The organism is Chryseobacterium jejuense, assembly GCF_900100075.1.
GTDB lineage: Bacteria > Bacteroidota > Bacteroidia > Flavobacteriales > Weeksellaceae > Chryseobacterium > Chryseobacterium jejuense.
This window is the reverse complement of sequence record NZ_FNEG01000004.1, coordinates 205756-231997: the sequence shown is the minus strand read 5'-3', so window position 1 is coordinate 231997 and position 26242 is coordinate 205756. Positions and strand designations below refer to the sequence as shown.

The 26242-nt window shown below is 34.2% G+C and carries 31 protein-coding genes; 16 read left to right on the top strand and 15 right to left on the bottom strand.

Features of this window, described 5'->3' with window-relative positions; genetic code table 11:
* Nucleotides 1-31: 31 nt before the first annotated feature.
* Nucleotides 32-448, bottom strand: a complete 417-nt coding sequence (locus BLS98_RS13390) for a carboxymuconolactone decarboxylase family protein (protein WP_089737012.1) — start codon at nucleotides 446-448, stop codon at nucleotides 32-34.
* Between the two features lie 150 nt (nucleotides 449-598).
* Here BLS98_RS13390 and BLS98_RS13385 point away from each other — a divergent pair, with 150 nt between their 5' ends.
* Entirely contained in the window at nucleotides 599-1396 is a 798-nt protein-coding gene (locus tag BLS98_RS13385; RefSeq protein WP_146752526.1) for a hypothetical protein, read from the top strand.
* A 13-nt stretch (nucleotides 1397-1409) separates the two neighbouring features.
* On the opposite strand, the gene BLS98_RS13380 is transcribed toward BLS98_RS13385, so the two are convergent.
* The gene (locus tag BLS98_RS13380; protein ID WP_089737010.1) at nucleotides 1410-1793 is read right to left on the bottom strand and encodes a winged helix-turn-helix transcriptional regulator; all 384 of its coding nucleotides are present in this window, start codon (nucleotides 1791-1793) and stop codon (nucleotides 1410-1412) included.
* A gap of 122 nt (nucleotides 1794-1915) precedes the next feature.
* Between BLS98_RS13380 and BLS98_RS13375 the strand changes: the two genes are divergently transcribed.
* Nucleotides 1916-2977 carry an NADH:flavin oxidoreductase gene (locus tag BLS98_RS13375; protein WP_089737009.1) on the top strand — a complete coding sequence of 354 codons (1062 nt, stop codon included), beginning with the start codon at nucleotides 1916-1918 and terminating at the stop codon, nucleotides 2975-2977.
* Between the two features lie 185 nt (nucleotides 2978-3162).
* On the opposite strand, the gene BLS98_RS23355 is transcribed toward BLS98_RS13375, so the two are convergent.
* From BLS98_RS23355 to BLS98_RS23815, 4 genes are all read right to left on the bottom strand, one after another.
* Nucleotides 3163-3339, bottom strand: coding sequence for a bacteriocin-like protein (locus BLS98_RS23355; protein WP_167356231.1), 177 nt, complete (start codon nucleotides 3337-3339; stop codon nucleotides 3163-3165).
* Between the two features lie 163 nt (nucleotides 3340-3502).
* Complete coding sequence (locus BLS98_RS23350; RefSeq protein WP_167356230.1) at nucleotides 3503-3658, bottom strand: bacteriocin-like protein; 156 nt, start codon at nucleotides 3656-3658, stop codon at nucleotides 3503-3505.
* A gap of 132 nt (nucleotides 3659-3790) precedes the next feature.
* On the bottom strand, nucleotides 3791-3952 hold the full coding sequence (locus BLS98_RS23345; RefSeq protein WP_167356229.1) for a bacteriocin-like protein: 162 nt from the start codon (nucleotides 3950-3952) through the stop codon (nucleotides 3791-3793).
* A 65-nt stretch (nucleotides 3953-4017) separates the two neighbouring features.
* Entirely contained in the window at nucleotides 4018-4173 is a 156-nt protein-coding gene (locus BLS98_RS23815; RefSeq protein ID WP_449384770.1) for a bacteriocin-like protein, read from the bottom strand.
* 184 nt (nucleotides 4174-4357) lie between these two features.
* Between BLS98_RS23815 and BLS98_RS13370 the strand changes: the two genes are divergently transcribed.
* On the top strand, nucleotides 4358-4807 hold the full coding sequence (locus BLS98_RS13370; protein ID WP_089737008.1) for a hypothetical protein: 450 nt from the start codon (nucleotides 4358-4360) through the stop codon (nucleotides 4805-4807).
* Nucleotides 4808-4837: 30 nt separating this feature from the next.
* Nucleotides 4838-5287, top strand: a complete 450-nt coding sequence (locus BLS98_RS13365; RefSeq protein ID WP_111994765.1) for a hypothetical protein — start codon at nucleotides 4838-4840, stop codon at nucleotides 5285-5287.
* Between the two features lie 104 nt (nucleotides 5288-5391).
* On the opposite strand, the gene BLS98_RS13360 is transcribed toward BLS98_RS13365, so the two are convergent.
* Nucleotides 5392-6594: a C1 family peptidase gene (locus BLS98_RS13360; RefSeq protein ID WP_089737006.1), complete on the bottom strand. Its 1203-nt coding sequence runs from the start codon at nucleotides 6592-6594 to the stop codon at nucleotides 5392-5394.
* Between the two features lie 201 nt (nucleotides 6595-6795).
* Here BLS98_RS13360 and BLS98_RS13355 point away from each other — a divergent pair, with 201 nt between their 5' ends.
* From BLS98_RS13355 to BLS98_RS13325, 7 genes are all read left to right on the top strand, one after another.
* The gene (locus BLS98_RS13355) at nucleotides 6796-7314 is read left to right on the top strand and encodes an RNA polymerase sigma factor (protein WP_089737005.1); all 519 of its coding nucleotides are present in this window, start codon (nucleotides 6796-6798) and stop codon (nucleotides 7312-7314) included.
* A gap of 12 nt (nucleotides 7315-7326) precedes the next feature.
* The gene (locus tag BLS98_RS13350; protein WP_089737004.1) at nucleotides 7327-9729 is read left to right on the top strand and encodes a vWA domain-containing protein; all 2403 of its coding nucleotides are present in this window, start codon (nucleotides 7327-7329) and stop codon (nucleotides 9727-9729) included.
* A gap of 287 nt (nucleotides 9730-10016) precedes the next feature.
* The gene (locus BLS98_RS13345) at nucleotides 10017-10520 is read left to right on the top strand and encodes a GbsR/MarR family transcriptional regulator (RefSeq protein ID WP_089737336.1); all 504 of its coding nucleotides are present in this window, start codon (nucleotides 10017-10019) and stop codon (nucleotides 10518-10520) included.
* 182 nt (nucleotides 10521-10702) lie between these two features.
* Nucleotides 10703-11515, top strand: coding sequence for a DCC1-like thiol-disulfide oxidoreductase family protein (locus BLS98_RS13340; RefSeq protein WP_139166118.1), 813 nt, complete (start codon nucleotides 10703-10705; stop codon nucleotides 11513-11515).
* A gap of 26 nt (nucleotides 11516-11541) precedes the next feature.
* The gene (locus tag BLS98_RS13335) at nucleotides 11542-12090 is read left to right on the top strand and encodes an SRPBCC family protein (protein ID WP_228425223.1); all 549 of its coding nucleotides are present in this window, start codon (nucleotides 11542-11544) and stop codon (nucleotides 12088-12090) included.
* Nucleotides 12091-12172: 82 nt separating this feature from the next.
* Nucleotides 12173-12877, top strand: a complete 705-nt coding sequence (locus BLS98_RS13330) for a YqjF family protein (protein WP_089737002.1) — start codon at nucleotides 12173-12175, stop codon at nucleotides 12875-12877.
* A 54-nt stretch (nucleotides 12878-12931) separates the two neighbouring features.
* Nucleotides 12932-13822 (top strand): TIGR01777 family oxidoreductase, encoded by an 891-nt coding sequence (locus BLS98_RS13325; RefSeq protein WP_089737001.1) that lies wholly within the window; start codon nucleotides 12932-12934, stop codon nucleotides 13820-13822.
* Between the two features lie 29 nt (nucleotides 13823-13851).
* On the opposite strand, the gene BLS98_RS13320 is transcribed toward BLS98_RS13325, so the two are convergent.
* Both BLS98_RS13320 and BLS98_RS13315 read right to left on the bottom strand, forming a co-directional pair.
* Nucleotides 13852-14226 (bottom strand): hypothetical protein, encoded by a 375-nt coding sequence (locus BLS98_RS13320; protein WP_089737000.1) that lies wholly within the window; start codon nucleotides 14224-14226, stop codon nucleotides 13852-13854.
* Nucleotides 14227-14458: 232 nt separating this feature from the next.
* On the bottom strand, nucleotides 14459-15340 hold the full coding sequence (locus BLS98_RS13315; RefSeq protein WP_089736999.1) for a hypothetical protein: 882 nt from the start codon (nucleotides 15338-15340) through the stop codon (nucleotides 14459-14461).
* A 395-nt stretch (nucleotides 15341-15735) separates the two neighbouring features.
* Between BLS98_RS13315 and BLS98_RS13310 the strand changes: the two genes are divergently transcribed.
* The 4 genes from BLS98_RS13310 (at nucleotide 15736) to BLS98_RS13295 (ending at nucleotide 19318) form a co-directional block, all read left to right on the top strand.
* Nucleotides 15736-15999, top strand: coding sequence for a hypothetical protein (locus tag BLS98_RS13310; protein ID WP_167356228.1), 264 nt, complete (start codon nucleotides 15736-15738; stop codon nucleotides 15997-15999).
* Nucleotides 16000-16226: 227 nt separating this feature from the next.
* Nucleotides 16227-17615: a dihydrolipoyl dehydrogenase gene (lpdA, locus tag BLS98_RS13305; RefSeq protein WP_089736998.1), complete on the top strand. Its 1389-nt coding sequence runs from the start codon at nucleotides 16227-16229 to the stop codon at nucleotides 17613-17615.
* A 58-nt stretch (nucleotides 17616-17673) separates the two neighbouring features.
* The gene (locus tag BLS98_RS13300) at nucleotides 17674-18270 is read left to right on the top strand and encodes a hypothetical protein (protein WP_089736997.1); all 597 of its coding nucleotides are present in this window, start codon (nucleotides 17674-17676) and stop codon (nucleotides 18268-18270) included.
* A 247-nt stretch (nucleotides 18271-18517) separates the two neighbouring features.
* A complete protein-coding gene (locus BLS98_RS13295; protein WP_089736996.1) occupies nucleotides 18518-19318 on the top strand; it encodes a patatin-like phospholipase family protein in 801 nt (266 codons plus the stop codon).
* A 105-nt stretch (nucleotides 19319-19423) separates the two neighbouring features.
* Here the strand turns inward: BLS98_RS13295 and BLS98_RS13290 are convergent, their stop codons facing one another.
* The 5 genes from BLS98_RS13290 to BLS98_RS13270 form a co-directional block, all read right to left on the bottom strand.
* Complete coding sequence (locus BLS98_RS13290) at nucleotides 19424-19912, bottom strand: hypothetical protein (RefSeq protein WP_139166117.1); 489 nt, start codon at nucleotides 19910-19912, stop codon at nucleotides 19424-19426.
* A 194-nt stretch (nucleotides 19913-20106) separates the two neighbouring features.
* The gene (locus tag BLS98_RS13285) at nucleotides 20107-20814 is read right to left on the bottom strand and encodes an ABC transporter ATP-binding protein (protein ID WP_089736994.1); all 708 of its coding nucleotides are present in this window, start codon (nucleotides 20812-20814) and stop codon (nucleotides 20107-20109) included.
* 80 nt (nucleotides 20815-20894) lie between these two features.
* Complete coding sequence (locus BLS98_RS13280) at nucleotides 20895-21452, bottom strand: hypothetical protein (RefSeq protein ID WP_089736993.1); 558 nt, start codon at nucleotides 21450-21452, stop codon at nucleotides 20895-20897.
* 383 nt (nucleotides 21453-21835) lie between these two features.
* Nucleotides 21836-22531 (bottom strand): LytR/AlgR family response regulator transcription factor, encoded by a 696-nt coding sequence (locus tag BLS98_RS13275; protein ID WP_089736992.1) that lies wholly within the window; start codon nucleotides 22529-22531, stop codon nucleotides 21836-21838.
* The gene (locus BLS98_RS13270) at nucleotides 22524-23585 is read right to left on the bottom strand and encodes a sensor histidine kinase (RefSeq protein ID WP_089736991.1); all 1062 of its coding nucleotides are present in this window, start codon (nucleotides 23583-23585) and stop codon (nucleotides 22524-22526) included. Before BLS98_RS13270 ends, BLS98_RS13275 begins: the two co-directional genes overlap by 8 nt.
* Before the next feature lie 186 nt (nucleotides 23586-23771).
* Here BLS98_RS13270 and BLS98_RS13265 point away from each other — a divergent pair, with 186 nt between their 5' ends.
* Entirely contained in the window at nucleotides 23772-24893 is a 1122-nt protein-coding gene (locus BLS98_RS13265; RefSeq protein WP_089736990.1) for an acyltransferase family protein, read from the top strand.
* A 308-nt stretch (nucleotides 24894-25201) separates the two neighbouring features.
* Here BLS98_RS13265 and BLS98_RS13260 read toward each other — a convergent pair whose 3' ends face one another.
* Entirely contained in the window at nucleotides 25202-26239 is a 1038-nt protein-coding gene (locus BLS98_RS13260) for a serine hydrolase domain-containing protein (RefSeq protein ID WP_089736989.1), read from the bottom strand.
* Between the last annotated feature and the right edge of the window lie 3 nt (nucleotides 26240-26242).

Genomic DNA, 26242 nt, shown 5'->3' with positions numbered 1-26242 from the left:
GGGTTGCCGGGTACAGACAACCCATTTACTGTTAATCTTGCTCGGCTAAAGTAATTCGCAGCTTATTCAAAGTACTCATCAAAGTAATACTTGAAGTTAATTCTACAATTTCTCTTTCTGTAAAATACTGCAATAATCTTCCTTTGATTCCCTGCCATTCATTATTGTTGAAAGTGACAGCTTCTGCCCATTCTAAAACAAGCTTTTGTTGATCATTGAAGACATTGGTGTGTTTCCAACCTGGAAGTCTGTTTACGACATCCTGTTCAAAGCCAAAGTTGAGAAGTTCCTTAGCATGATAGCTGCAGCAGTAAGCACAGCCATTAATTTGAGAAACCCGTAATTCTGCCAATGCAATCAGCTTTTCATCAATGCCGGATTTTCGGATGCTGGTATGTGCTTTATACAGATGGCCAATAGTTTCCTTCGCAATTTCTTTGTAATTCATAATGAAAAATTTTTCTGCAAAGTTGGATCAGAAATAATGATGAAACTATATGCTTACCTTTTCGTGAGCTACTTACTTTTTTGAAAGCAGATAATGAAGATATCAGAACTGTAATTTGTACATTTGAAACGAGGAATGTCAAAAAATATCATGAAAATTCTCCATTATCTTTTTTTCGTACTATTACTGTTAGGTTGTAAGGATCATGCAAAGCCTATGGAAGAACAACCTCCAAATCCTAAGGAATTTCTTCGTAGCTATGTGAAAAATCCAAATCTAAATGATAGAATGTGTAAAGATGATATTGAACAAGCTGAGAAAGATTTGGATAAATATAAAAATATTTATGTAACCACATCTTGTTTTGGTTGCAAGACATCTCCTTATGCAGATGAAATAATAGAATATGCGGCAAAACAAAAGATAGAAGTGATAAACGATATTTATAGCTGTGTTGTGATAGAAGGGCAAACTAAAGGATGTTATAAAGCCATGATTGATTTAAAAATGGAGGGAATTCACGGGAAAGACTTTCGTCAGAAAATTGAGCATGCAGCTGAACGATTGATGATTCAAAAGATTAAAGCCGGAACAAAAATATTAAGTGTTTATGACCTTTCAGAAGAAGATCAGCCAAATTTGGTAAAAGAAAATAAGATTACCAAGAAAGAGGATATCCTAGCTGTTCAGACAGGACTTCCTTTACAACATGAATTAGATACTTATCCTTTTATTGATATCAGCTTTATCGTTGAAAAAGATGGAACTATTAGCAATGTGAAGAATAAAAACTGGGTAAGTGGCTTTAAGAGGAATGAAAAGTACAAGAATGAACTAGAGAGTCTCGCGAAAAACAAAATTCTAACTGATTATTCCAAATGGAAACCCGGGAAATATAAAAATACGTTAACAAGAGTTGAAAATAATTTTAGAGTTTGTTTTAAGTAAGAGATTAATTAAATCAGACTTTAGCTGTTTTTTTCTTTTCCTTTATCAATTCTATACAATCTTCAGAGTATGTTCCTTTCACTTGGTATTTTGCTTCCCATTCTTCCAAAAGGTATAAAATAGGCAACAGTGCTAATCCTTTTTCTGTTAGAGAATATTCTACCCTTGGTGGAAGTTCTTTAAATTCTTCACGAATGACCAAACCATCAGTTTCCATTTCCCGTAACTGGTCGGTCAATACCTTTCTGGAGATCACATTAATGCGTACAGCAAGCTCTCCAAAACGTAGTTTTCGGTCTTTAATCACCAATACAATAATCGGTTTCCATTTGCTTCCCAAAGCGGCCATTGCTTTGCCCAGAGGACAGCTGTATTGCATTAATTCATTCTTTTTCATACGTTACTTCAATGTTACTAATGTAAGTTACTGCGAAGTTACCACTATTTTTTTAATGAAGGATACAAAAACGAACTATTATTAGTTACTTTGTGTAACAATTATAAAACAAGATTTTAAATATGAGTACATCATCATTATTTAAACCGTTCCAATATAAAAATTTACAGCTTAAAAACAGAATTGTAATGGCTCCTATGACCAGAGCTCAATCTGACAATGGAGTGCCAACTCAGAAAATAGCTGACTATTATGGAAGAAGAGCTGCTTCAGAAGTAGGATTAATTCTTTCAGAAGGAACTGTAATCAACAGACCCGGATCAAAAAACCTACAGAATATCCCGGATTTCTACGGAAATGAAGCTTTAAATGGCTGGAAAAATGTAATTGATACTGTTCATCAGAATGGTGGAAAAATGGGGCCGCAGATCTGGCATGTTGGAGATACCAGAATGTCTGAAGATTATCCTTTATTACCTATGGAGAAAGCTTCAACAATGACGATTGAAGATATCCAGAATACAATTGCCCAATTTGCAGCTTCTGCGAAATCAGCAAAAGATCTCGGTTTCGACTGTCTTGAAATTCACGGAGCCCACGGATATCTTATCGATCAGTTTTTCTGGGAAGTAACCAATACAAGAACAGATGAGTACGGTGGTAAAACATTGAAAGAAAGAAGCAAATTTGCAGTAGAAGTTGTAAAAGCAATCAGAGCGGCAGTAGGAGAGGACTTTACCATTATCCTTCGCCTTTCACAGTGGAAGCAACAGGATTATAAAAGCAAGCTGGCTCTTACTCCTAATGAAATGGAAGACTGGTTGTTACCCTTAAAAGAAGCTGGAGTTGATATTTTCCATTGTTCACAACGTCGTTTCTGGGAGCCGGAGTTTGAAGGTTCTGACTTGAACTTTGCAGGATGGGCTAAGAAAATTACCGGGCAACCAACCATTACTGTAGGTTCTGTAGGGTTGAACGGAGATTTCTTAAATGCTTTTGCAGGTCAGGGAACTGAAAAAACAGATCTTACAGAACTGATTAAAAGACTGGATAATGAAGAATTTGATCTTGTAGCAGTAGGACGTGCTATATTGCAGGATTACCAGTGGGTACAGAAGATCAAAGAAGGGAATACAGAATCTCTTTTAGACTTTTCAGCAGAAAGTATGAGCGTATTATTTTAATATCAATATTGAATAATAAGTTTGTTTCGCTGTCAATTTTTTAACAGCATATTTTATTCACTTGCGAAGCAAAATAGACGATTCACTATTCATATTAATCATCATAATTCACTTTATTTTATATTTAATTTTCACCTATTTATTAAAGAACCGGCTTTCAGAAAAATTCTGAAAGCCGGTTTCTTTTAAAGATTATCTTGATATCCACATGCTGTTGCTGCTGATTCACAGATCCAATACATTGGGAATCCTGGTTCTTTGTAAGGACATGCAATAGTTCCGGGACGGCAAACGACACCAGGAGTTCCTCCGCCGTTAATTTCCTTTAATTCGGACTTTGCTAGTTTCTTTAAATTTTTCATGGTAAATAAGTTTTGTTTGTTATTAGTTAGTTAAGTTATACCTATTTTTTCTGCAATGCTATCAATACTTTATATTGGGTATGATATAAATTGCAATAGCTTTATGTGAAGGTAAAAGAAATGTTTTCAAACGCGTGAAAACATTTCTTAGTATTTCTTAAAATCAACATGCATACTCTTCCGCTACACAGCTCCAGTAGGCAGGCTGTCCGTTTGCTGCCTTGTAACGGCAAGGTCTTGCTCCAGGTTCACAAACAGGGGCGTTTCCGCCATTGATTTTCTTTAATTCTGATTTTGCTAATTTTTTTAGATTTTTCATGTTTAATAATTTGTTATAAGTTGTCAATATTATATTTCGTAAATCATCCGGATTTTTACTAAATAAAGGTAGTTTATGGCTTCCCTTAAATTCAGAATAACCATTTTCGGAAATTTGAAAGTTCAGTTCTTATTAGCGTCTGCATCCGTATTCTGCAGGTTCACAAGACCAATAAGCCGGGTAACCATCTGCAGGAGGATAGCGGCATGCTATTTCTCCAGGTTCACATACAGGAGCATTTCCGCCATGAATTTTCTTTAGTTCCGACTTTACAATTTTTTTTAAATTCTTCATAAGTAATAATTTGTGGGTGGGTAAAAAGTAATATTCTGAAGTTTGGTGTGATATTCTTCAGAGGATTAAGGACACTCTGTTGTTTCCGAAATACATCTCCATCTTTGAGATCCGTCTTTACCAGTGTAGTAGCACGCTTGCGTTCCAGTTGGACATTCCGGAGCACTTCCGCCATTGATTCTCTTTAACTCTGATTTTACTAATTTCTTAAGGTTTTTCATGTTTAGGTGATTTGTTAGTGGTTACAAATGTAATATTTTTTATTAATCTTGCAATACTTTGCTTGAAATTCCAAAAATAAACCTAAATAGATCTAGATTGAAAGGTTTTTCCTTTCTTTGTAAATCAATTAATCTTCAAAATAAAGCGATTAAAAACAAAATGTCACACAAATATTCACTACTTATGTTACCATTTTTCCTACTGTCCTGTAAACAAGAAATAAGGAGAACAGAGCCTAGTATTACGGATCAGATTATTTCGAAACAGAAACAGAAAGAACAAGAAATTGTACATAAAAAAGAAGCTACTGAACAAAAAAGTACTCCTACATTGGATCTTAATACCGAATGGGAAGGAGTGTATAGTTATTGCGTGCCGGATGCAAGAACAGATGGAAGGGAATCCGTAACCTGTTATGAGATTTCTATATTTAAAGATGAAGTTACCGTTGATGGAAATACATCTTTCTGTACAGGAGTTTATAATATGACAGGAAACAAAGATGAAATCGAACTAAGATATGCTGGAAACGATTGTGAAGATCACTTCTTCAAATTGAAGAAAAATGGAGATAAAGTAATGCTGTATGACTTTATGAATCCAGATCAGGTAAGAGAAGTAAAGAAAAAATAAAACGAAATGATGATGTTTAAAACTAGAACTATGAAATATATTACAGTCTTGTCTTTTTCACTATTAGGTATACTTGCGTGTACAAAAGCTGAACATACACCAATAGAACATGATCCAATAGAACATAAGCCAACAGAACAAAAATTAGAACAAAAAATAAAGGCAGATACAGTTATCACAAAGTCAACTATAGTATTGTTGGGGCCTGATGAACAAGAGATAGAGGAGATTAAAAAGAAACAAGGGGAAGATAATTTTTATACGATTGCTGATGATGCTAATTATTATTCAGCAGAAATATATGAAGCCGTTCCTAAAGCTGTTTATTCCAACTATAAAACCATTGATTTTCCAAACGAAAATTATGTGTTTGATAAAAGGAAATCTGAAGATAAATGGTTAGTCATTGATTATAAACTGGGTTCTAAACCTACAATATATTCTTTGGTAGATTATTATCGTCATATAACTGAAAAATAATCCTCAGATCCAAAAAACAAACGCGCTCCCTTAATATTGGGAGCGCGTTTTTTAACAGATTTAAATATCTAAAACTGTCATATCAAAATGACAGAAGTGATTTCTTATAAACCAATATTTTTAGTTGGCTTTAACTGTTTTAAAATACTTTTTGGAATCGCATTTTTATGAACCAAAATAGCAGTTGATTTATATTCAACATATGGTCTTGTTACATAAAGATACCCTGCGAAGTCATTTGTTACTCCCCAAGAGTTTTTCACCATATAATATTCTTTACCCGTTTGATCTTTAGCCAATCCTACGATATGCATACCATGATCATCCGTTGTAGAAAGATTGTTAAGGCCTTTCTGACGCATATCTTCAGTGATGGTTTTATCTTTTTTAGGTTCTGTAAACAAAGTCTGCTTATTCTCAGCATTGATTTGGTCTAAATCCATATCCGGAACATAAGCTACCCCGTTTTTATAAGAGAAATAAGGCTCAGAAACGTCAGTTGCCCAACCTACAGAATACCCTTTAGTTACTGCGTTGTCAATAATTGTAGTAAGGTCTTTCATCGGTACATTCCAGTCAGAATCATGGCTCCAGTTGTCAGGAATTGGAACTACAAATTTCTGGTAGTAAGCATAATCTTTGTAAGAAGATAATTCTACATAATCCTCAGCATTAATTCCTACTACTTCCTTAGCAAAAGTTTTTGGAGTGTAATTTTTCCCTTCATAAGTGAAATTAGCAGGTACTTTTCCTAAATATTCATCAAGAATAGCATCTACAGAATCCATCCAGTTGTCAGTAAGCTTTCCTTTAGAAGAAGCCTGAACAAGGCTGTCAAGAACTGGCTTTAATTTACCTTGCATCTCCTTGAAGTTGTTGGTAGTCTGTCCAGCTTTTAATCCTGAATATACATCCTGAGGAACTGCTCCGTACTTTTTGTACATATTGATTACATCGTGCAGTTCTCCTCCGTCACCCCAGCTGATAGCGCCGTTATTTAAAACATATAACTTCGCTTTATCATGATAAGAGTTTCTTGCGGTAAAGATTTCAGCAAGATCTACAGGTTTTTTGCCCATTCTCTGCATTTCAGATTCAAGGAAAGAGTTACCTGAGTAGCTCCAGCAAGTTCCTGATGAACCCTGGTTCTTTACAGAAGTCGCGCCAACGTCTTTTACCGTTGTGAACTGAAAATTAGCATTTTGTGAGTGGTTGTTTTTTAACTTATTGATTAAGTCATCTTGGGCAAACATCATACTTCCTGCAGACAAAACAAAAAGTAATGATGCAATTTTCGCATTTTTCATTACTATAAAAAGATTATTTGTATTAATAGTCGTTAATAATAGAGATTTGTTACAAGGGGAAAAGTTAAATTTGAAATTAAAATATTGTAGAAGTAAAAACAAATAAGCTAATTTTAAAATTAGTCTTTTGTTTTAAAAAAGTTAATCATGTTTCCAACCCCAACCAAAGTTCCTGCATCTATACTAATATAACTTCTGATTATGGAACGAGAATTATTATTGGAATGTCAGCGTAACGATCGCAAAGCCCAGCGGAAAGTCTACGAGAAAATGGCAGGCAGGCTATATTCAGTTTGCAAACGCTATTTGAAAAACGATGAAGATATAGAAGAGGTATTGGCTGATACCTTTTACAAAATCTTCACAAAGATTGGCCAGCTTCAGAATCCCGATACTTTTGAAGCTTGGGCAAAAAGAATTGCTGTGAATGAATGTCTTCAGAAATTAAGAACGGATAAAGCCTTATTTATTTCCCTGGAAGAGAACCAGATTGGTTTTTCAGAAGGATTATCAGAGCACATTTCCTTTGAAAAAGATATTCTGAGCCTGCTGAATTTTCTTCCTGAAGGCTGCAGAGCCATTTTTAATCTTTTTGCCATTGAAGGGTATCCGCATAAGGAAATTGCTTCCATGCTTTCTATCAGTGAAGGAACTTCAAAATCTCAGCTCAATTTTGCGAGAAAAAAATTACAGGAACTTTTGGTGAATCAAAACATTTAAACTTTTACAACAATGGAAAATAATCATATAGATCAACAATTCAATGAAGCTTCTCAGCGTTCAGAGGAACCAACAGTTTTTCCTGGTTTTGATAAAGTTTGGGAAAAGGTTGAGGAAAAACTGGATCAGAAAAAAGAAAAAAAGAAAATCATTCCTGTCTGGTTTCCCTACGGAATGGCAGCAAGTCTGATGATAGGAGTGGGGGCCTTGTATTTCCTGAATAAAAAAGGTACTCTAGAACAAGCTGCCCAAACTCAAATAGCAGAACATAAAGCCATACCAAAACCGACTGTTGATACCCATATTGCAAAAATAGACCGTATAACGAAGAAGAATATTCAGAAAGATAAAAATAAAGTAAATGCAACAGTAGAAGAGGTTGTCGTTTATAATAATACTGTTCCGGAACCATTAAAATCACCTAATTTCAGTCATGTAGATTCGGCACCGCCACCTGTGATTGAACGCCATATGGAGACCTCTGATAAAGTCATAAATATTGATGAGATTGCTATGGTGGGATATAAACCGAAAGTTAAGACGTATACAACTGGAGCGGTTTCGGTAATTACAACAGGTATTGTTTCTCAGCCTTCTGTAGAGAATGCGTTACAAGGAAGAATTGCTGGTATACAAATTACTGCTGCAGGGAGCGGAAGAGGAAAGAAGGATATTAAAAATGCTTCTAACAATATTAATTCCGGATATTTTGATAATAACCAGGTAATGATCCGAGGAATAGCATCTATCAACCCTGGGGATGCTCCTTTGTATATTATTAATGGAAAAATGGAAAAAGATGACTATTTCAGAAGTTTAGATCCTAATAAAATAGAAAACATAAATGTACTGAAAGGAATTTCCGCAACGGCATTATATGGAAGTAGCGCAGCAAACGGGGCAGTTATAGTCACAACCAAAAATCTTTCAAGAAGAGAAAAGAAAAGAATAGAAAAGCTTCAGAAAGAAATTATAAAACAGAAACAAATATCACCTGTTTCCCATGATGAAGCTTATGATGATTTTGTTGAAAATCCATTTGAATTAACACAAAGCCAGCCTCTGTCTACATTTTCTATTGATGTTGATAATGCTTCTTATTCTAATGTTAGACGAATGATCAACAACGGGCAAAAAGTTGATAAAAATGCAGTAAGAATTGAGGAAATGATTAATTATTTTAAATACAATTACCCTCAACCGAAAACCGGAGATTCATTTTCTATTAATACAGAATATAGTGGAACACCTTGGAATCCGGATCATCAATTATTGAAAATAGGACTTCAGGGAAAGAGCATTCCGAAGGAACAACTGTCTGCATCCAATCTTGTTTTTCTTATTGATGTTTCAGGATCAATGGATGCCGTAAATAAATTACCATTATTAAAATCCTCTTTCAAAGTATTGTTAGATCAGCTAAGACCTAAAGATAAAGTAGGAATTGTGGTATATGCAGGCAGTGCAGGAGTGGTTTTACCACCAACTTCTGCAGGAGAAAAAGACAAAATCATTCAGGCATTAGATCGCCTTCAGGCTGGAGGAAGTACAGCTGGAGGTGCTGGGATTGAACTGGCTTATAAACTGGCACAGGAAAATTTCATAAAAGATGGAAATAATCGTGTTATTATCGCAACAGATGGTGATTTTAATGTAGGAATGTCTTCAACATCCGATCTTAAAACTTTGATTGAAGATAAAAGAAAAGAAGGTATTTTCTTAACATGTCTAGGTTTTGGGATGGGCAATTATAAAGATAATACTTTGGAAACACTTGCAGATAAAGGCAATGGTAATTATGCTTATATAGATAATCTTCAGGAAGCCAATAAGTTTCTGGGCAAAGAATTTGCCGGAAGTATGTATGCAATAGCTAAAGATGTTAAGATTCAGATTGAATTTAACCCTGAGTATGTAAAATCTTACCGTTTAATTGGGTATGAAAACCGAAAATTGAAAAATGAAGATTTTATAAATGATAAAATAGATGCAGGAGAATTGGGAAGTGGGCATACTGTTACAGCATTGTATGAGATAATTCCTACAGGAGTTCACTCAAGTTTTCTCCCAACAGAAAGTGATCTGAAATATACACAAAATACTTCATCCAAAGCATTTGGAGATGAACTGGCTACGATAAAATTTAGATATAAAAAACCTAATGAGGATACAAGCAAGGAAATTAGCCAAATAGTGAAGAATACGAATAGTAAGATGTCGTCATCGAGCCCAGATTTTAAATTTGCTTCCTCTGTAGCATGGTTCGGATTAGTTTTAAGAGAATCTAAACTCATTAAGAATAAAGATCTTAAAAAAATAGAAGATCTGGCAAAAGAGGGAAGAAGTACAGATACAGAAGGCTACAGAGCAGAATTTATAAGACTTGTTGAGAGTTATAAAGCAACCCATCCATAAATTTTTATCATGAGATATCCTTTTAAATGAATCTCTAGAAATCCGTTTCATTAATTATGGAACGGATTTTCTATTTAGTGAATTTATCCAGCATCATCATTTTAAACTTTCAGAAGGGATAGTAAGAGTTTCTATTGTCTCTTTTGTGGTTGAGTTTTATTGGGTTAATATGTTTTAAACCAGCTTGTTATTTTCTAGAGGTAGTTTTTTATATTTTATTTTCAAAAATTATTGAAAATTCAAAAAATATAATTACATTTGTATCAGAAATTAAAAGTACAGACAAAATGCAACTTTCAGAAGCCAAAGAAAAATATATTCAGACATGGGGAACTTTTGCTACCAATTGGGGGATCAACCGTACAATGGCACAGGTGCATGCACTGCTTTTGGCAAGTGGAAAAGCATTGTCTACGGATGAAGTAATGGAGCAATTGGAAATTTCAAGAGGAAATGCTAATATGAATCTTCGTGCTTTGATTGATTGGGGAATTGTAAGAAAAGAGTTTATAAAAGGAGATCGTAAAGAATACTTCGTTGCAGAAAAAGATGTATGGTATCTTTTTAAGCAAATTACCAAAGAACGTAGAAAAAGAGAAATTGAACCGGTCATATCTTTTCTGGAAGAATTAAGAGATATTGATGATAATGATTCAGAAGAGGCAAAGGAATTTATCAAGCTGATGAATGATTTCAGTTCTGTAACCGGAAAGATTAATAATATCATGGATCTGGCTATAAAGAGTGATGATCACTGGCTGGTAGGAAAGATTACCAACCTGTTAAAATAAAGTAGAAAGGGATGCTAATCCTTTTTTATTTCAATTTAATTTTCAAAAATTACTGAAAATATAATATTTTTAAAATATTTAAGAATGAAAACATTAATCTTTAAGATCTGGATGTACATTACTTTCCGATTGAAACACAAACGAACCCGAGGAGATTTTCTTAACCTTTAAAATAGACTATGATGAAAACACTACAGAATCACACCTTGATTTACGATAATGAATGCCCTATGTGTTCTATTTATTCCAAGGGCTTTACAAAATGCGGAATGCTTGATGAAAATGGACGAGAAGCCTTTACAGAAATATCAGTCAGAAATAAAAATCTGGTAGACTTTAACCGGGCAAAAAACGAAATTGCCCTTGTGGATCACGAAAATAATAAAGTGACTTATGGCTTAGACAGTTTGTTGCTAATTATCGGAAGCTCATTCCCATTGTTAGAAAAAATAGCCAGAATACAGCCCTTGTATTGGTTCTTTAAAAAACTATATTCCTTTGTTTCCTATAACCGGAAACAGATTATTCCATCCAGAAAAGACAATACAGAACAATCTTGTGTACCGGATTTTAATCTGAAATACAGATTAGCTTATATAACTTTTGTGGCCCTGTTTTCAGCTTATATTTTAAGTCTATATTCAGGAAGACTTGGGGTCAATCTAACTCCAAATTTCTTAAGGGAATTAGCCGTTTGTTTTGGACAGATCCTTTGGCAAACCCTATTTTTAAAAGCTTATTTAAAAGATAAGATTTGGGATTACCTCGGAAATATGCTGACTGTTTCATTACTAGGAACACTACTCCTAATTCCTGCTATGTTGACCAATTTTGCTCCGGTTTTCTATCTTATCTATTTTGGAGTTGTAGTATGCATCATGTTCCTGGAACATTTAAGAAGATGCAGAATCTTAAAACTGAATATGCTTCCTACCATTTCATGGATATTGTTCAGACTAACCGCTTTGGCCATCATTCTTTTGACCAGCCTTTAAAGATTATAAAATAAAACCTTTTTGATATGTCCCGAATTTATTTAGAAACCCTGATTAGTGCTGATATTCAAACCGTTTTTGATTTAGCAAGAAATATAGATTTACACCAACAATCAACCTCGAAAACTCATGAAAAAGCAATTGCAGGTCGTACATCCGGTTTAATTGAAGAAAATGAAACCGTTACCTGGAGAGCAAAACATTTGGGAGTATATCAAACCCTCACCACAAAAATTATCAGCATGGAAAAGCCTAATCAGTTTACAGATGAAATGCAGCAAGGAACCTTCAAATCATTGCATCACCAGCATATTTTTAAAACGATAGATGGCAAAACATTGATGACAGACATTTTTAATTTCGAATCTCCATTAGGAATAATAGGGAAAGTGTTTAACAAAATATTCCTGAAAAACTATCTCAAAAATTTCCTATTGGAAAGAAACAAACTCATCAAATCCACTGCAGAATCGGCAGCCAGTAACTACGAACCAACCACGCAATCGACCAGCCCACAATCAACCGGCGTCCAATTAAACAGACACCAATCAACCAGCCACGAAGTGGCGATTTAACCCAGGATAGAATAAAATTCTATCAACCATCACAACAAAAACAACAACAACAACAACAACAAACCATCAAACATCCCACATCATGAATTTTTTAAAAGCAGAATGGCGAAAATTAGCCATCATCAATTATGAAATCAATCCTGATCTATTATTAAAATACCTGCCTAAAGGTACAGAACTCGATTTTTATAAAGGTAAGTGTTATGTGAGTGTGGTGGGTTTTATGTTTTTAAATACAAAATTATTAGGCTTACCGATTCCGTTTCATCGTAATTTCGAAGAAGTAAACCTCAGATTTTATGTAAGGAAAAATGAAAACGGAGAATGGAAGAGGGGGGTGGTTTTTATCAAAGAAATTGTTCCAAAACCAGCGTTAAGCTTTGTTGCTAATTCTGTGTATAAAGAAAATTACCATACGATGCCGATGAAAAACCTGATTCATCATCAAGAAAATGAGTTGCTGATCCAATATTCATGGAAAGATAAAAGCTGGCATTCTATCCAGATCACTGCTGAAAATAAGGTGCAACCAATGGAAACAGACTCAGAGTTTGAGTTTATTACAGAACATTATTATGGTTTCACGAAAAAGGATGATAAAACCTCAGAATATGAAGTCTGTCACCCCAAATGGGATTGTTATCAGGTAAAAGAGTATCAATTGGAAATCGATTTTCAAAAGGTTTACGGAAAAGACTTTGAATTTCTTAATCATCAGGATCCCATTTCAGTAATGCTGGCAGAAGGTTCAGAAATAGAAGTAAGAACAAAAAAAGACCTTATTTAAAATAGAAAACATCTTTAAACTCTAATACTCAAAAACTCTCAAACCCTCACAAAAATGAAAATAATCATCGCTGCTGGAACCGGATTTCTCGGTCAAAACTTAGAAAAATATTTTACAGAAAAAGGCGATCAGGTCTACATTCTGACCCGTAAGCCTCAACGTAAAAATGAAATCTATTGGGACACTAAAACAATAGGTGAATGGAAAAATATTCTTGAACAAGCTGATGCTCTCATCAATCTTACTGGGAAATCTGTTGATTGCCGTTACCATGAGAAGAATAAAGTAGAAATTTATGCATCAAGAATTAACAGTACAAAAGTATTACACGAAGCCGTTAACGCTTGTTCTATTCCACCAAAAAATTGGTTGAATGCCAGTTCTGCAACCATTTATGTACATTCAGAAAACCATTTAAATACTGAAGAGAATGGTACTATCGGTGATGATTTCTCTATGAACATTTGTAAGAGTTGGGAAGCAGAATTTTTTAAAACTCAACATGACAGAATAAGAAAAATAGCCCTTCGTACCTCCATTGTACTGGGAAACAACGGTGGAGCATTTCCAAAGCTGAAAATGATTACAAAATTAGGATTAGGAGGTAAACAGGGAAGAGGAAATCAAATGGTAAGCTGGATTCATATTGATGATTTTTGCAGAGCTGTTGACTGGATTATTCAAAATAAAAGTATGGAAGGTGCAATTAATATAACTGCACCAGCTCCATTATCCAATGAAGTCATGATGAAAAAACTGAGAAAAGAATTCAGCGCTCCATTTGGATTGAATGCTCCGGTATGGCAGCTGGAAATTGCCTCTATATTTCTGAACACAGAAACCGAATTATTATTGAAGAGTCGCAACGTTTATCCTGCAAAACTCATGAAAAGCGGATTTCACTTTTCTTATCCAACCTTTGATGAGGCCATTCTTAAATTATGAAGACTTAATTTTTAATAAGAATGATGTACCTAAACCAGTCTGCATGGAACTTCTAAATCCTCCGTAAGATAATAGCTGCAGCATAAGCGGTGATAACCATCAGCAATGATAAGTTCATGTTGTCCTCTTACCAGTAGGATGGGAGATAATTTTTTATTCTTTTCTACCTTTTTCAGATTTTCCTTCACGTGGATATTGGTCTCTGGAAGCAGGGCAAGCTTACTAGCTCTGAGAATATCTTTAGATTTTTTGGTAATCGTTTTTGCGCCTTTTAAGCTTTCAACAATTTTGTTTGCTTCATCAGGAATATAGAGAAGCTCCAGGTAGTCTAATGCTGCAGGAAAGTCGTGGTCTTCTGGTTCCTTCATCCAGAGATTGTCTCTGGTCAATGTATTTTTTTTCATTGATGTTTTTTGAATGGTGATTAAATGATATTTATATTTAAAGGTATTAAAAATACTTCACAGTCAGAATCTTACTACCTTAAATTCATATTAAAATAGAGGATGAAAACTTTCCATTTTAATTGATAGAGCTTCAATATCCATTTTTCAAAAAACAAAACTCCTTCAATAGATCATTGAAGGAGTAGATATTGGGGAGACCGACTGTGATATCACAGAGTCATCTTTACTATTAGTATTTTCTTGCCAATAATAAGTTCAGAAGGAATGTACCTGTCCAGTTACTATTGTTACTTCCGTTAGCTCCAATAAAATCAATACGGGCAACCGATACTGTAAGCCTTGTTCTTCCACTAGTGCCATTATTGGCAAGACTTACAAAAGATGCCGTAAATACATCAGGGAAACTTGAGTTATTTCCGGCTGTTAAAGTAGGATACATATTGGTTACATTGAATGGAGCCCCCTGATATTCATATACAATGGTCATTCTACTAGCATTAGAATATCCGGCAGTATGAGCGTTGCTTACTGATGTTTTACTGATGATCCACCATCTGTCAGTTCCAGTACCTGTATCATAAGTAGTAACCGTATGGTTATCCCAGTCAGCAATGGCACCACTTCCGCCTCCATGAGGAGGAATTGAAAGCTGTGCTCCATAAATTTCAACATTACTTGGTTTGGGAAGTACTGTAAAAGACAGATCCCATGTTCCTCCTGTGGTATTACCGTTGTTCACCACTTCAGCGTAAGCTCCTATAGGAATTACAAATGATGCTACAGGGGTATTATCAATTCGTAGGGTGTTACCGCTGGAAGCCTGAAGTGTGATAGAAGAAGAGGAGATATTTTTAATCTTATAAATCCTTCCCGTATAGCTTGTTGTTCCTGTCCCGATCACAGGAAGAGTAAATGTTGCATTAGCAGCTCCATTATATGTAATGTAGTGATCGTTAGCCAGAATAGTATAAGCTGCTGCTGTTACTTCTTTGTAGCCGGCACCTAAAGATCCGTTGATGGCTAAAGTACTATTAGGAGTTGGGGTATTAATACCAACCTGAGCACTTAAAGTAGCTGCTCCAAACAAGAAAATTGAAATATATTTTCTCATATTTATTTTTTTTAATGTTTTATGCAAAAATATAGAAAAATAATCATTGATATAGTTTTTGTTGATGATTTTTATTGTTTTTTAACATAAATCTCTATGATGGGATATTTGAAGATTGTGAAATAATTAAAAATGATTACATAGAATATATTTGTATTGAGTTATTTATGATTGTATGGTTAAAAAATATGAGATATATCCTAATAGGGTCTTTATCTTTCTGTTTTAAAAGAATAATAAATTTTAATTATTTTATTTAGAATAACCATAAATAGCGAATTGCTGGTAAATGGACATGTTGATTAATAATAAAATATTGGTATGATATATGCAGATTAATGGATGAACCAGAATGAATTTGATACCCATTGAATTCATTCAAAAATATAACCATCATGAAAAAAGTATTGATTTCAACCCTGTTATTATTAGGCTTATCCATGAACGTTTCTGCACAAAAACATCCACCGGCTCCACCGCATCCGTCAAAAAATGAATTAATCAATCTTAAGGCACAGGAATTAGATAAAAAATACAATACCGAAAAGAAGCTGATCCTAAATCATCCATTGGCTACCAAACAGATGAAAAGAGATCAGATGAAGGCTCTAAATAAAAGATATCAGACAGAAAAACGATTGCTTAAACAAGCGAAATAATACAGATTTCTTGCACTTATTAAAATTTGATGAGTAGAATTCTATAAAGGGAATTTTACGAAGTTTATAGTTTAAAATAATTTTTGTTGAAAGAGAATGCTTTTTGTGTTCTCTTTTTTTGTTTAAAATTGAATGAAAATGGCTTATTGATGGATTTTAAGATCAATTTGAAGAAACGTGAAACATCCAATATTTTTCCTTAAATTCGCATAAAAATTTTTAAAGTAATGAATTACGATATTATTGTCATTGGAAGTGGTCCTGGTGGATATGTTACTGCGATCAGAGCAGCACAATTGGGTTTCAAAACCGCAATTATCGAGAAAGAAAACTTAGGAGGAATTTGCCTTAACTGGGGATGTATTCCAACCAAAGCTTTATTGAAATCTGCTCAGGTTTTTCATTATATCAACCATGCTGAAGATTACGGATTAAATAAAGTAGAAGCTAGCTTTGAATTCCCGAATGTAATTCAGAGAAGCCGTGGTGTTGCCAGCAAAATGAGCAAAGGAATCGAGTTCTTAATGAAAAAGAATAAGATTGACGTAATTCTTGGTACTGCAAAAGTACAGAAAGGTAAAAAAGTTTCTGTAACAGATAAAGACGGTAAAGTAGTTGAATATGCTGCTAACCACATTATCATCGCTACAGGAGCTCGTTCAAGAGAATTACCAAATTTACCGCAAGATGGTAAAAAAGTTATCGGATACAGACAGGCATTATCTCTTCCTGAGCAGCCAAAATCTATGATCGTTGTAGGTTCTGGAGCTATTGGGGTAGAATTTGCTGATTTCTATAATACAATGGGAACTAAAGTAACTGTTGTTGAATTTATGCCAAACATTGTTCCTGTAGAGGATGAAGAAATCTCTAAACACTTAGAGAAATCTCTGAAAAAATCAGGAATTGAAATCATGACAAACGCTTCTGTAGAAAGTGTAGATACAACAGGAGAAGGAGTAAAAGCAAACGTTAAAACAGCTAACGGAAATATTACTCTTGAGGCTGATGTTCTATTATCTGCTGTAGGTATTGCTGCTAACATCGAAAACATCGGTTTAGAAGAAGTAGGAATCCAGACAGATAAAGGTAGAGTTTTAGTAAACGAATGGTATGAAACTTCAGCACCTGGTTACTATGCAATTGGTGATATCATCCCAACTCAGGCATTAGCTCACGTTGCTTCTGCAGAAGGAATCACTTGTGTTGAGAAAATCAAAGGAATGCACGTTGAGAAAATTGACTATGGCAATATTCCTGGATGTACTTACTGTCACCCTGAAGTAGCTTCTGTAGGTCTTACTGAAAAGCAGGCTAAAGAAAAAGGATACGAAATTAAAGTAGGTAAATTCCCTCTTTCTGCAAGTGGTAAAGCTACTGCAAACGGAAATACAGACGGATTTATCAAGGTAATCTTTGATGCTAAATATGGTGAATGGTTAGGATGTCACATGATTGGTGAAGGAGTAACTGATATGGTTGCTGAAGCAGTAGTTGCTAGAAAATTAGAAACTACAGGTCATGAGATCATCAAATCTATCCACCCGCACCCAACTGTTTCTGAAGCAATCATGGAGGCAGCAGCAGCAGCTTATGGTGAAGTGATTCACATTTAATCAATTATTTTATTATATTTAAAGCTCAGATTTTTCTGAGCTTTTTTAATAACTATCCATGAAGAAAGTAATCTTTTTATTAGGGATCTTTTGTTTTACTCTCCTTTTTTCTCAAGAAAAAGAAAACAAAAGATATTTTCCTGCAGAATATGTTTTAAAAACCTCTGGAGATACTATAAAAGCTAAAGTGAGAAATACCGGTCTTTATACCAATACAAAATACTCATTTGCTACCATTTTATTCAAAATGAAAATGATGGACGAAAAAGGAGCAGCCAACTGGGTTCCCATTAATGAAGTAAGGTATATTAAAATTTTAGATGAAAATCAGAATAAGCATGAATATTTTGCTTCAACAGATAAATTCCTTAAGGAGAAAGGATTGATTGAAGTGCTTTATGAAGGAAAGAATATAAATTGGTATAAATCTTTTAATAATTCAATTCTGACACCGAAAGTTCAATTTATCAAATATCTGGTAGATAAAGATAAAAATATCCTTTACGAATATAAAGAAGGTCCTTTTGATGACTTTAGACAGAGTTTAAAAAAGTTATTCAAAAATGATTCAGTTTTTACAGAAAAACTCCAGCAAGCCAAATCAGAGAAAGAATGCATTCAGCTTTTACAATTATGGGATGCAAAATTTGATTAGATCAGTACAATATAAAAGCTCAGAGAAATCTGAGCTTTTTTCATAGTTTGAGATAAATGATCACTAAAACCTAACAGATTTCTGAAACCTGTTAGGTTTGTTACTTAGCTCATCCTATTTTCTCATTGAATAGCCTTATGGTGAAATTCTGATTGTTGTTAACGGTTTTGTGTTAAAATAATTTTAAAATAAGCATATTTATAAAAATTAACCTAATTATATCAAGCTGTTTCCTTACATTTATTCAATGAATTTTGAGAAAGTTGGACTTGTTTTGTCAGGCGGTGGTACTAAAGGAATCGCTCATGCGGGAGTATTGAAATTCTTGAAGGAAAAAGATATTAAAATAGACCTTCTTTCCTGCTGTAGTGCAGGGTCTATTGTTGGATGCCTTCATGCCATAGGAAAGACTCCTGATGAGATTATGGAATTTTTTAATTCCGTTTATTTTTTTAACTGGAAGCATTTTGCGTTCAACCAGCCGGGATTGGTTTCTTCAGTTATTTTCAGGAATTATCTTAAACCTATTTTTCATGACATGAAATTGGGAGATCTGGATATTGAAGTGAAGATTGTGGCGACAGAATTGGTTACCGGAACCCAGAAGATTTTTGATAAAGATTTTGAAGTAGTAGACGCCATTATTGCTTCGTGTTCTATTCCGGGAATTACAACACCTTATATTATTGGTGATGAAATGTATTGTGATGGAGGTGTGCTGAACAATTTCCCGGCAGATATCATCAGAGACGATTGTGATAAACTGATTGGAGTATTTGTTTCACCACCCAATGAAGCTAAAATCAAAGATCTGAACTCTATTAAAGCCATTGTTTCCCGTTCTTATGACCTTCTTTCCTATAGAATCGAGAAAGTTAAATTTGATTATTGCGATTGGTTTATTTCTTCTCAAAAGCTATCTACTTACGGAACTTTTGAACGTGGAAAAGACCGTCTGGAACAAATTTTTGATATTGGCTATCAGGCGGCTAAAGAAAGCTATGGAGACAGCCGTTTTCTTACGGAATTAAGACAAGCCGGAACATAAATATTTAAAAATAAAAAGGCAGATACTGGAAGAGGGAGGTTAATAGCTTAAAAACAGCTTACATTCAACTTCTCGCTTCCAGTTTTCTGCCGGAACTAACTTATATTAATTTTTAACTACCTGTGCATCCTGACGTACGATTTCCTGGTCATTAGAATCATAAACAACAAGAGTATAAGGTGCTTTTTTCGCAGAGTTGGTAAGGTAGTTTCTCCATACCTGATAGCTGTGACCATCATTATTAAAATTAAAGTAATAATTACCTCCGCTGCCATCAGGAATCAGTTCCCCGTCACTGATAATCATGCTTGGCTTAGCCGTAATTTTTGCATTGGCATTCCACGATTGATACAGGTATTTACCATTAGGCTGCTTATCAATTCTGATCTTAAATTTCTTAGTTTTAATAATCACGGTTTTAGGAACCTGTTGAAAAACATTATTGGTAATAGTAGTGCTTTTTGAAAATTCAGGAGTTTCTTTAGCAGAAACAAAAGAAAATTGAGCTAAAGAGAAAGCTCCTAATAGGAAGTACTTAATCATATTGTAATGGTTATTGGTTAATAGTTCAAACTCCATCAAATATGAAGCCATTATTTGTTCTTTTAATGGAATATACATCTTAATGAAGAACGGAATTTTCCAATATATTAGTGTAAAAAGACTGAGATTCCTCCGGAATGACAAATCTTATTTTTACTTACCAGATGTGCCATTCCGTAGGAATCTCAATACAAATATTTTAAAGTTTTTTCAAGATTTGAATGTAATCAATATCAAGAAAAATCTTAGTTTTTCTGAACAGCAGTATAGCTTGCGAAAGCCTCTTCCAGACTGTTGAATTTCCTTTTAAATTCATCAATAGGACAATCCTGAAGAATATTTCCCTGATGAATAAGAATAACCCTTGAACAAAGCGCTTCCACCTCCTGCATGATATGTGTGGAAAGTAAAACTGTTTTCTGCTGTCCAATTTCCTTTACCACATTTCTGATTTCCAGAATCTGGTTAGGATCCAGTCCGTTCGTAGGTTCATCCAGAATTAATAAATCAGGCTGATGGATAATAGCCTGAGCCAATCCTACACGCTGTTTATATCCTTTGGAAAGCTGGCTGATTCTTTTTGATTTTTCCGGGGTAATTCCTACCAGTTCAATAACTTCATCAACTCTAGATTCTGAAATTTTATGGATATTGGCTACAAATTGAAGATATTCCTTCACATACATTTCCAGATAAAGCGGATTGTTTTCCGGAAGAAAGCCTATTTTTTTCTTGCTTTCAATTTCGTGTTGTGAAATATTCAGACCATTAAAAATAATTTCTCCTTCATCAATTTTCAGTGCTCCTACAATTGATTTCATTAGGGTGGATTTTCCAGCTCCATTAGGGCCTAGAAGACCGATGATCTCATTTTTGTCAATAGAAATATTGATATTGTTTAAGGCAGTCTGTTCCCCAAATTTTTTAGTTAAATTGTTTATCTGAAGCGGCATAATTTTTAATGTCTTTCTGCAAAAATAAAATAAAAAAACTCATTCAATGGAATGAGTTTCGCAATATTTATAAATTATAATTATTTTTTTGCTTTTTTCTTAGCTCCAGAAGCAGGATTAGTAGTAGAAGCTGTACTTGCGCCTCCTTTTTTTCCATCCTGATTAATGCCGGATGCTTTGTCATACATGGAATACTTACCGTTTGTTCTTCCAAATACTTTATCAACCTGTTTTTGAGTTAGAAACTGTGATTTTCCCACATATTTTCTGTTCTTGTTGATGTATTGTATAAACTGTACAGTAGGCTGGCCATAGTTTTTTTCGTAATGAAGTTCGATGATATCATTAGGAAGTTCCAATACGATATTCTCTTCAGGAGCAGAAATAAAGCCGTCCGTAATGAGCTTATAGAGTCCTGAAACGTCTCCGTTCAGATTTTGAAATGAAAAAGCTCGGATTGTATTCAGGTTGCTGGTATTCAGATCCTGATAATTGACGGTATACTTGTCTTCTTTTTTATATAAACCAACAGAGTTGTCTTTGCCGATTTCCACCAAACTTTCATTTTTCAACACTTTAATCTGAGAGAAAACTGAAATACCGAACATACATGTAATAAGTAGAATTATTTTTCTCATGGAATGAATTTTAATGTTTTATAAATTGGTGCACATAAACTTACGAATAAAACGGCTAAAAAGCAACTTTATTCGTTCTGGCAAAAGTAATACTTTTTTTTAATATCTAAGATAAATGGACAGATAGGGACAGGTTGTTTTTGTTGTATGTAAAAAGCTGTAATACAGGTTTTTATTTCTTTTATGTGGAAAATATCTCCACTTATGTTTATGAGGTATTTATGGAGGTAGAATTGTGTAATATATTGAAAAACAGGATGAAAATAATTAATCTGCAAAGGTGTCTTTAAAAAATATTTAAAATAAATGTTAAAATGATAGGCAGTGAGTGAAGAATTGATAAGAATACATAATAAATCTAATCATAAGGTATTAATAAACAGTTATAAAAGTCTTTTTTTTGAGAACGTAGAGATAAAATGATCAAATTCCTGTTTGTAGCTTCTCCCCACAGGAATTTCATAGGCTCCAAGGTGAATTTCATTATTGTTGAAAGCTGTAACGAATGCTGTATTGATGATAAACGAACGGTGAATTCTTATAAAACCTTTTGTGGCTAAAAGCAATTCCAGATCTGTAATTTTACTTTTTGAAATAAAATTTTCGGTGGTAGATAGAGTTATTTTAATATCATTTCCCTGGCTTTCAATATAGATGATATCTGCAAGAGAAAGCTTCCGATGCATTCCCTCTGTTTTAAGAATGATAAAATCATCTTTTAAATCATCAATATTCCTCAATACCCGTTCTACAGATTTGAAAAAACGCTCAAAAGTGATGGGTTTCAAAAGGTAATCTACAGCCTCCAGTTCAAAGCCTTCAATAGCAAATTCCCGGTAGGCGGTTGTAAAAATGGTTTTGGGTTTTTGAGAAAGAGATTTTAAAAAATCAATTCCATTGAGATGAGGCATATGAATATCGAGAAACATCAGATCCACACTCTGATGTTGAAGGAGTTTATAAGCTTCAAGAGCATTTTCTGCTTTACCTGTCAGTTTTAAACGATCGATTTTGGAAATATGATTTTCCAGTAAGGTTGCCGCTAAAGGCTCGTCATCTACAATGATACAGTTAATCATATTGTGAAGGAGTGATTATTTCAACATTAAAAATATTGTTTTCTCTGAAGATATGGAAGGTAAAATGGTTCTGATAATAATGCTCAAGCTGTCGTTTAATATTCTGAAGCCCGATTCCTTTTTCATTTTGATCTGAAATATCACTGTAAGTATTTTGAATTCTGAAGACAGAATGTTGGGCATTGGTTTCCAGTTCTATTTTTATTTCCGTTTGTTCAGAACTTTTCCCCGCCCCGTGTTTAAAGGCATTTTCTACTAAAGTAAGATACAGCAGTGGCGGAATACAATTAGCAGAACTTAATCTGGTCATCTTGGTTATTTTTAATCTTTCATCAGCATAACGCAGGCTTTCCAGGGCAATATAATCATCAATAATACTCAATTCATCGGTAACAGAGACCCATTTTTTCTGTCCTTTGTATAAGATGTAGTCCAGAATATCGGAGAGTTGGCTAATGGATTGGGATGTTTTATCTGAATGACTGATGGAAAGAGAATAGATATTATTTAGAGTATTAAATAAAAAATGTGGATTAAGCTGGGATTTGAGGGATTTCAATTCCAGTTCAGCTTTCTCCTTTTCCAGTTGAATGGAGTTTTCTTTTTCATCTTTATACCGCATAAAAAATATGATTGAAATAAAGATAAAAGCACCACTGATGATCGGAAATGTATAATGGAATAATAGGTATCGGATGTCGGTAAAAATGCTGATAAGGCTGTCTTGGGGTTCATTGATGAAAAAGGGTTCAGCAAAATCAACAATAAATATTCTGTTGGCTACCGAAATAAAATATAAGCTTAGAATAAGATAGAATGTGAATTCAGCATATCTTTTTCGGTCAAAAAAATGTTGAACCAAAACATAATAGATAAAATTGGCTGCCAGGATCTGAAAAATCCAATGGCAAAAGTTATAGATTATCAACTGTTTAAAGATTTCATCATTATAATCATCATAAGTTCTTGCGATTCCAAACAAAAACAAGGCGATCCAGAAAAATAGCTGGAAGTATATATTTTGTCGATGATAAGAGGTTGTTCCAATTTTCATTATCATCAAAAATAAAGAATCTTAAGACACAACTGTCAGAAGTAATGCAGAATCCAATACATTAAGGGTAAATAGCATTATTCAACGTTCAGACGGCCTATCTTATCATTGACCCCTGAATTCCTGTTTTCTGAACTTTCTGTTGAAAATGAATCCAGTTTTTAGCAAGATTTGCAGTAAAAAAATATGATAACAGAACGTTCGGAAAGGCTTTACGGATTAGATCATCTGAGAACATTAGCTATAGTGTTGGTTTTATTATTCCATTATCGGGCATTTAAACATCCGGAATGGATAGATACGATAGGCAGATTTGGCTGGACCGGAGTTGATCTCTTTTTTGTCTTGAGTGGTTTCCTGATCTCAGGACAATTGTTTCAAGAGATGAACCGTAAAGGAACCATAAGCTTAAAGACCTTTTATATGAAACGATTTTTCAGAATTGTTCCAGCTTATTTTTTTACTCTTTTTCTGTATTGTACCATTCCTTTTTTCAGAGAGCGGGAAGCGTTGCCACCTTTATGGAAGTTTGTCACCTTCACTCAGAATTATGGATTGAATGTAATAGATCAGGGAACATTTTCTCATGCATGGTCTTTGTGTATTGAAGAGCAGTTTTACCTTCTTCTTCCCTTGTTTCTTTTGGTGGTAATACCTTCAAGGCTGTTTACATATTTTCCTGTTTTAATATTCCTCTTCATCATATCTTCCGTAATCATGAGGCTTGTAACATGGAATGTAGCTATAGCTGGAATGGATACTAATTCCCTGGAGTTTTGGCGAAACTGGTATATGAAAATATATTACCCGACTCATACGAGACTAGATGGACTTGCAACAGGAGTTCTTATTGGCTATTTTATGCAGTATTCTTCAGGTTTTAAAAGAATAGTTCATCAAAATGGAAATAAACTTTTTATTGCAGGAATACTATTGCTGAGTATGTCATTTTGGATTTGTAATGAGCAAGCCTCAAAAGAAGCATCTGTATTTGGATTTACTTTGGTAGCAATAAGCTATGGCTGTATTGTTTTGTCTGCTGTTTCAGCATCTTCATTTCTTTCAAAATGGAAATCTTATATTACGGCTGAGCTAGCTGCCTTATCTTATTCGATTTATCTTTCCCACAAGGGGATTATTCATATGATTCAGACTCTTTTTGAACGATTTAATTTAGAACCTTCAGATACCGGATGCCTTATCATTTGTTTATTGGGATGTATTGCAGGTAGCTTACTGTATAGATTCTTCATTGAAAAGCCTTTTGCCGGTATTAAAGATAAAATTGTAAAGCTCACAAGCCTTTAGCCACTAATGCATAAATAAGTAAATTATATATAGTTTAAAAGTCTATGCTCCTATGTGGTAAAAAGATTAAACCTCATAGGAGTATAGAAAATAGAGTGAAAGAAACTTGGAAATATTTGCCGTCATTATTAGAACATATTCTAGCAGCATACAATTTTATCGGAGATAAAATCCTTGCGCCTTAATAACACAATCTTAAAAAAAATCTTGCGTCTTTGCGTTTTCCAACACTTTACAAATGGTTAGTAACAAAAAAAAGGCAGTTTTCAGAAGAGAAGCTGCCTTTTATATTGTTGTTTAAGATGGAGTTATTTTGACGTAATACTTTTCAATATAATATTTTTAATAGCTGCCTCCTGAAAACTCCAGTGTTCACTGTTTCTGGGCATTTGATTTTCAAGAATAATCAAACTCGTGTCTGTAGACGGGAAATATACATTCAGACATGTAAAACCGTCACCAAGTCCCGTTACTGCATAATAATTAAGCCCAACTTCCTTGATGAATCTGATATTGTATCCAAATCCCATACTTTCTTTTCCAAAGACATTGTGTTGGGAAGATGTAGAAGGTGTCAGGAACAGTTTTTGAAACTTTGGAGAAAGAAGTTTTCCCTTAAACAACGCCTGATCCCACTTTGCAACATCCTCTACAGTGGAAACAATTCCGGCTGCAGGAGCGATATCATCATTTAAAAATGAACCTTCTACCTTTTCGAATTGGTTATGCTCACTTCTATACCCTGGAACCAAAGCCTGATTATTTTTACTGTTGTACACAAATGTTTTCTCCATCTTCAGCTTCTTGAATAGGGTAGTAGCGAGTTCTGTAAAGCTTTCCCCTGTTGTATTCTGAAGAATTTCTCCCAGGAGCGTGTAAGACAGGTTTCCGTATTTAAACTGTGAGCCAGCTTTAAAAGCAACAGGTTTCTCTAAGTCTACAATCCCATGGGTATGGTTCAAAAGGTTATGTATGGTGACCGTATCTGCCCAGGATTGAGTAATTGTTGGGAGATATTTTTTGATAGGAGTCTGAAGATCAAGTTTCCCCTGTTCAGCGGCCTGTAAAATCAGAACAGCTGTGACCTGTTTTGAATTTGACATGATTTCAAACTGATCATTGGTCTTTAAAGCAGTCATTTTTTCAAAATCCTTATATCCATTGGCCTTCAGGTATTTTATTTTTCCATTTTGAGAAACCAGAACCACTCCATTGAATTTTAATGGAGTAGAAGTTGTCATGATGCTGTCAATTTTTTTTGAATAAGAAGGGGTCTTCTGTGCCTTTGCTGAAACAGACAACAATGCTGAAATAGCAAGGGTGAAAAATAATTTTGTTTTGGTCATGGA

Excerpts from the sequence above, each read along its gene's own strand:
- BLS98_RS13390 (WP_089737012.1), bottom strand. The coding sequence starts at position 448 with ATGAATTACAAAGAAATTGCGAAGGAAACTATTGGCCATCTGTATAAA.
- BLS98_RS13385 (WP_146752526.1), top strand. The coding sequence starts at position 599 with ATGAAAATTCTCCATTATCTTTTTTTCGTACTATTACTGTTAGGTTGT.
- BLS98_RS13380 (WP_089737010.1), bottom strand. The coding sequence starts at position 1,793 with ATGAAAAAGAATGAATTAATGCAATACAGCTGTCCTCTGGGCAAAGCA.
- BLS98_RS13375 (WP_089737009.1), top strand. The coding sequence starts at position 1,916 with ATGAGTACATCATCATTATTTAAACCGTTCCAATATAAAAATTTACAG.
- BLS98_RS23355 (WP_167356231.1), bottom strand. The coding sequence starts at position 3,339 with ATGAAAAATTTAAAGAAACTAGCAAAGTCCGAATTAAAGGAAATTAAC.
- BLS98_RS23350 (WP_167356230.1), bottom strand. The coding sequence starts at position 3,658 with ATGAAAAATCTAAAAAAATTAGCAAAATCAGAATTAAAGAAAATCAAT.
- BLS98_RS23345 (WP_167356229.1), bottom strand. The coding sequence starts at position 3,952 with ATGAAGAATTTAAAAAAAATTGTAAAGTCGGAACTAAAGAAAATTCAT.
- BLS98_RS23815 (WP_449384770.1), bottom strand. The coding sequence starts at position 4,173 with ATGAAAAACCTTAAGAAATTAGTAAAATCAGAGTTAAAGAGAATCAAT.
- BLS98_RS13370 (WP_089737008.1), top strand. The coding sequence starts at position 4,358 with ATGTTACCATTTTTCCTACTGTCCTGTAAACAAGAAATAAGGAGAACA.
- BLS98_RS13365 (WP_111994765.1), top strand. The coding sequence starts at position 4,838 with ATGAAATATATTACAGTCTTGTCTTTTTCACTATTAGGTATACTTGCG.
- BLS98_RS13360 (WP_089737006.1), bottom strand. The coding sequence starts at position 6,594 with ATGAAAAATGCGAAAATTGCATCATTACTTTTTGTTTTGTCTGCAGGA.
- BLS98_RS13355 (WP_089737005.1), top strand. The coding sequence starts at position 6,796 with ATGGAACGAGAATTATTATTGGAATGTCAGCGTAACGATCGCAAAGCC.
- BLS98_RS13350 (WP_089737004.1), top strand. The coding sequence starts at position 7,327 with ATGGAAAATAATCATATAGATCAACAATTCAATGAAGCTTCTCAGCGT.
- BLS98_RS13345 (WP_089737336.1), top strand. The coding sequence starts at position 10,017 with ATGCAACTTTCAGAAGCCAAAGAAAAATATATTCAGACATGGGGAACT.
- BLS98_RS13340 (WP_139166118.1), top strand. The coding sequence starts at position 10,703 with ATGAAAACACTACAGAATCACACCTTGATTTACGATAATGAATGCCCT.
- BLS98_RS13335 (WP_228425223.1), top strand. The coding sequence starts at position 11,542 with ATGTCCCGAATTTATTTAGAAACCCTGATTAGTGCTGATATTCAAACC.
- BLS98_RS13330 (WP_089737002.1), top strand. The coding sequence starts at position 12,173 with ATGAATTTTTTAAAAGCAGAATGGCGAAAATTAGCCATCATCAATTAT.
- BLS98_RS13325 (WP_089737001.1), top strand. The coding sequence starts at position 12,932 with ATGAAAATAATCATCGCTGCTGGAACCGGATTTCTCGGTCAAAACTTA.
- BLS98_RS13320 (WP_089737000.1), bottom strand. The coding sequence starts at position 14,226 with ATGAAAAAAAATACATTGACCAGAGACAATCTCTGGATGAAGGAACCA.
- BLS98_RS13315 (WP_089736999.1), bottom strand. The coding sequence starts at position 15,340 with ATGAGAAAATATATTTCAATTTTCTTGTTTGGAGCAGCTACTTTAAGT.
- BLS98_RS13310 (WP_167356228.1), top strand. The coding sequence starts at position 15,736 with ATGAAAAAAGTATTGATTTCAACCCTGTTATTATTAGGCTTATCCATG.
- lpdA (WP_089736998.1), top strand. The coding sequence starts at position 16,227 with ATGAATTACGATATTATTGTCATTGGAAGTGGTCCTGGTGGATATGTT.
- BLS98_RS13300 (WP_089736997.1), top strand. The coding sequence starts at position 17,674 with ATGAAGAAAGTAATCTTTTTATTAGGGATCTTTTGTTTTACTCTCCTT.
- BLS98_RS13295 (WP_089736996.1), top strand. The coding sequence starts at position 18,518 with ATGAATTTTGAGAAAGTTGGACTTGTTTTGTCAGGCGGTGGTACTAAA.
- BLS98_RS13290 (WP_139166117.1), bottom strand. The coding sequence starts at position 19,912 with ATGGCTTCATATTTGATGGAGTTTGAACTATTAACCAATAACCATTAC.
- BLS98_RS13285 (WP_089736994.1), bottom strand. The coding sequence starts at position 20,814 with ATGCCGCTTCAGATAAACAATTTAACTAAAAAATTTGGGGAACAGACT.
- BLS98_RS13280 (WP_089736993.1), bottom strand. The coding sequence starts at position 21,452 with ATGAGAAAAATAATTCTACTTATTACATGTATGTTCGGTATTTCAGTT.
- BLS98_RS13275 (WP_089736992.1), bottom strand. The coding sequence starts at position 22,531 with ATGATTAACTGTATCATTGTAGATGACGAGCCTTTAGCGGCAACCTTA.
- BLS98_RS13270 (WP_089736991.1), bottom strand. The coding sequence starts at position 23,585 with ATGAAAATTGGAACAACCTCTTATCATCGACAAAATATATACTTCCAG.
- BLS98_RS13265 (WP_089736990.1), top strand. The coding sequence starts at position 23,772 with ATGATAACAGAACGTTCGGAAAGGCTTTACGGATTAGATCATCTGAGA.
- BLS98_RS13260 (WP_089736989.1), bottom strand. The coding sequence starts at position 26,239 with ATGACCAAAACAAAATTATTTTTCACCCTTGCTATTTCAGCATTGTTG.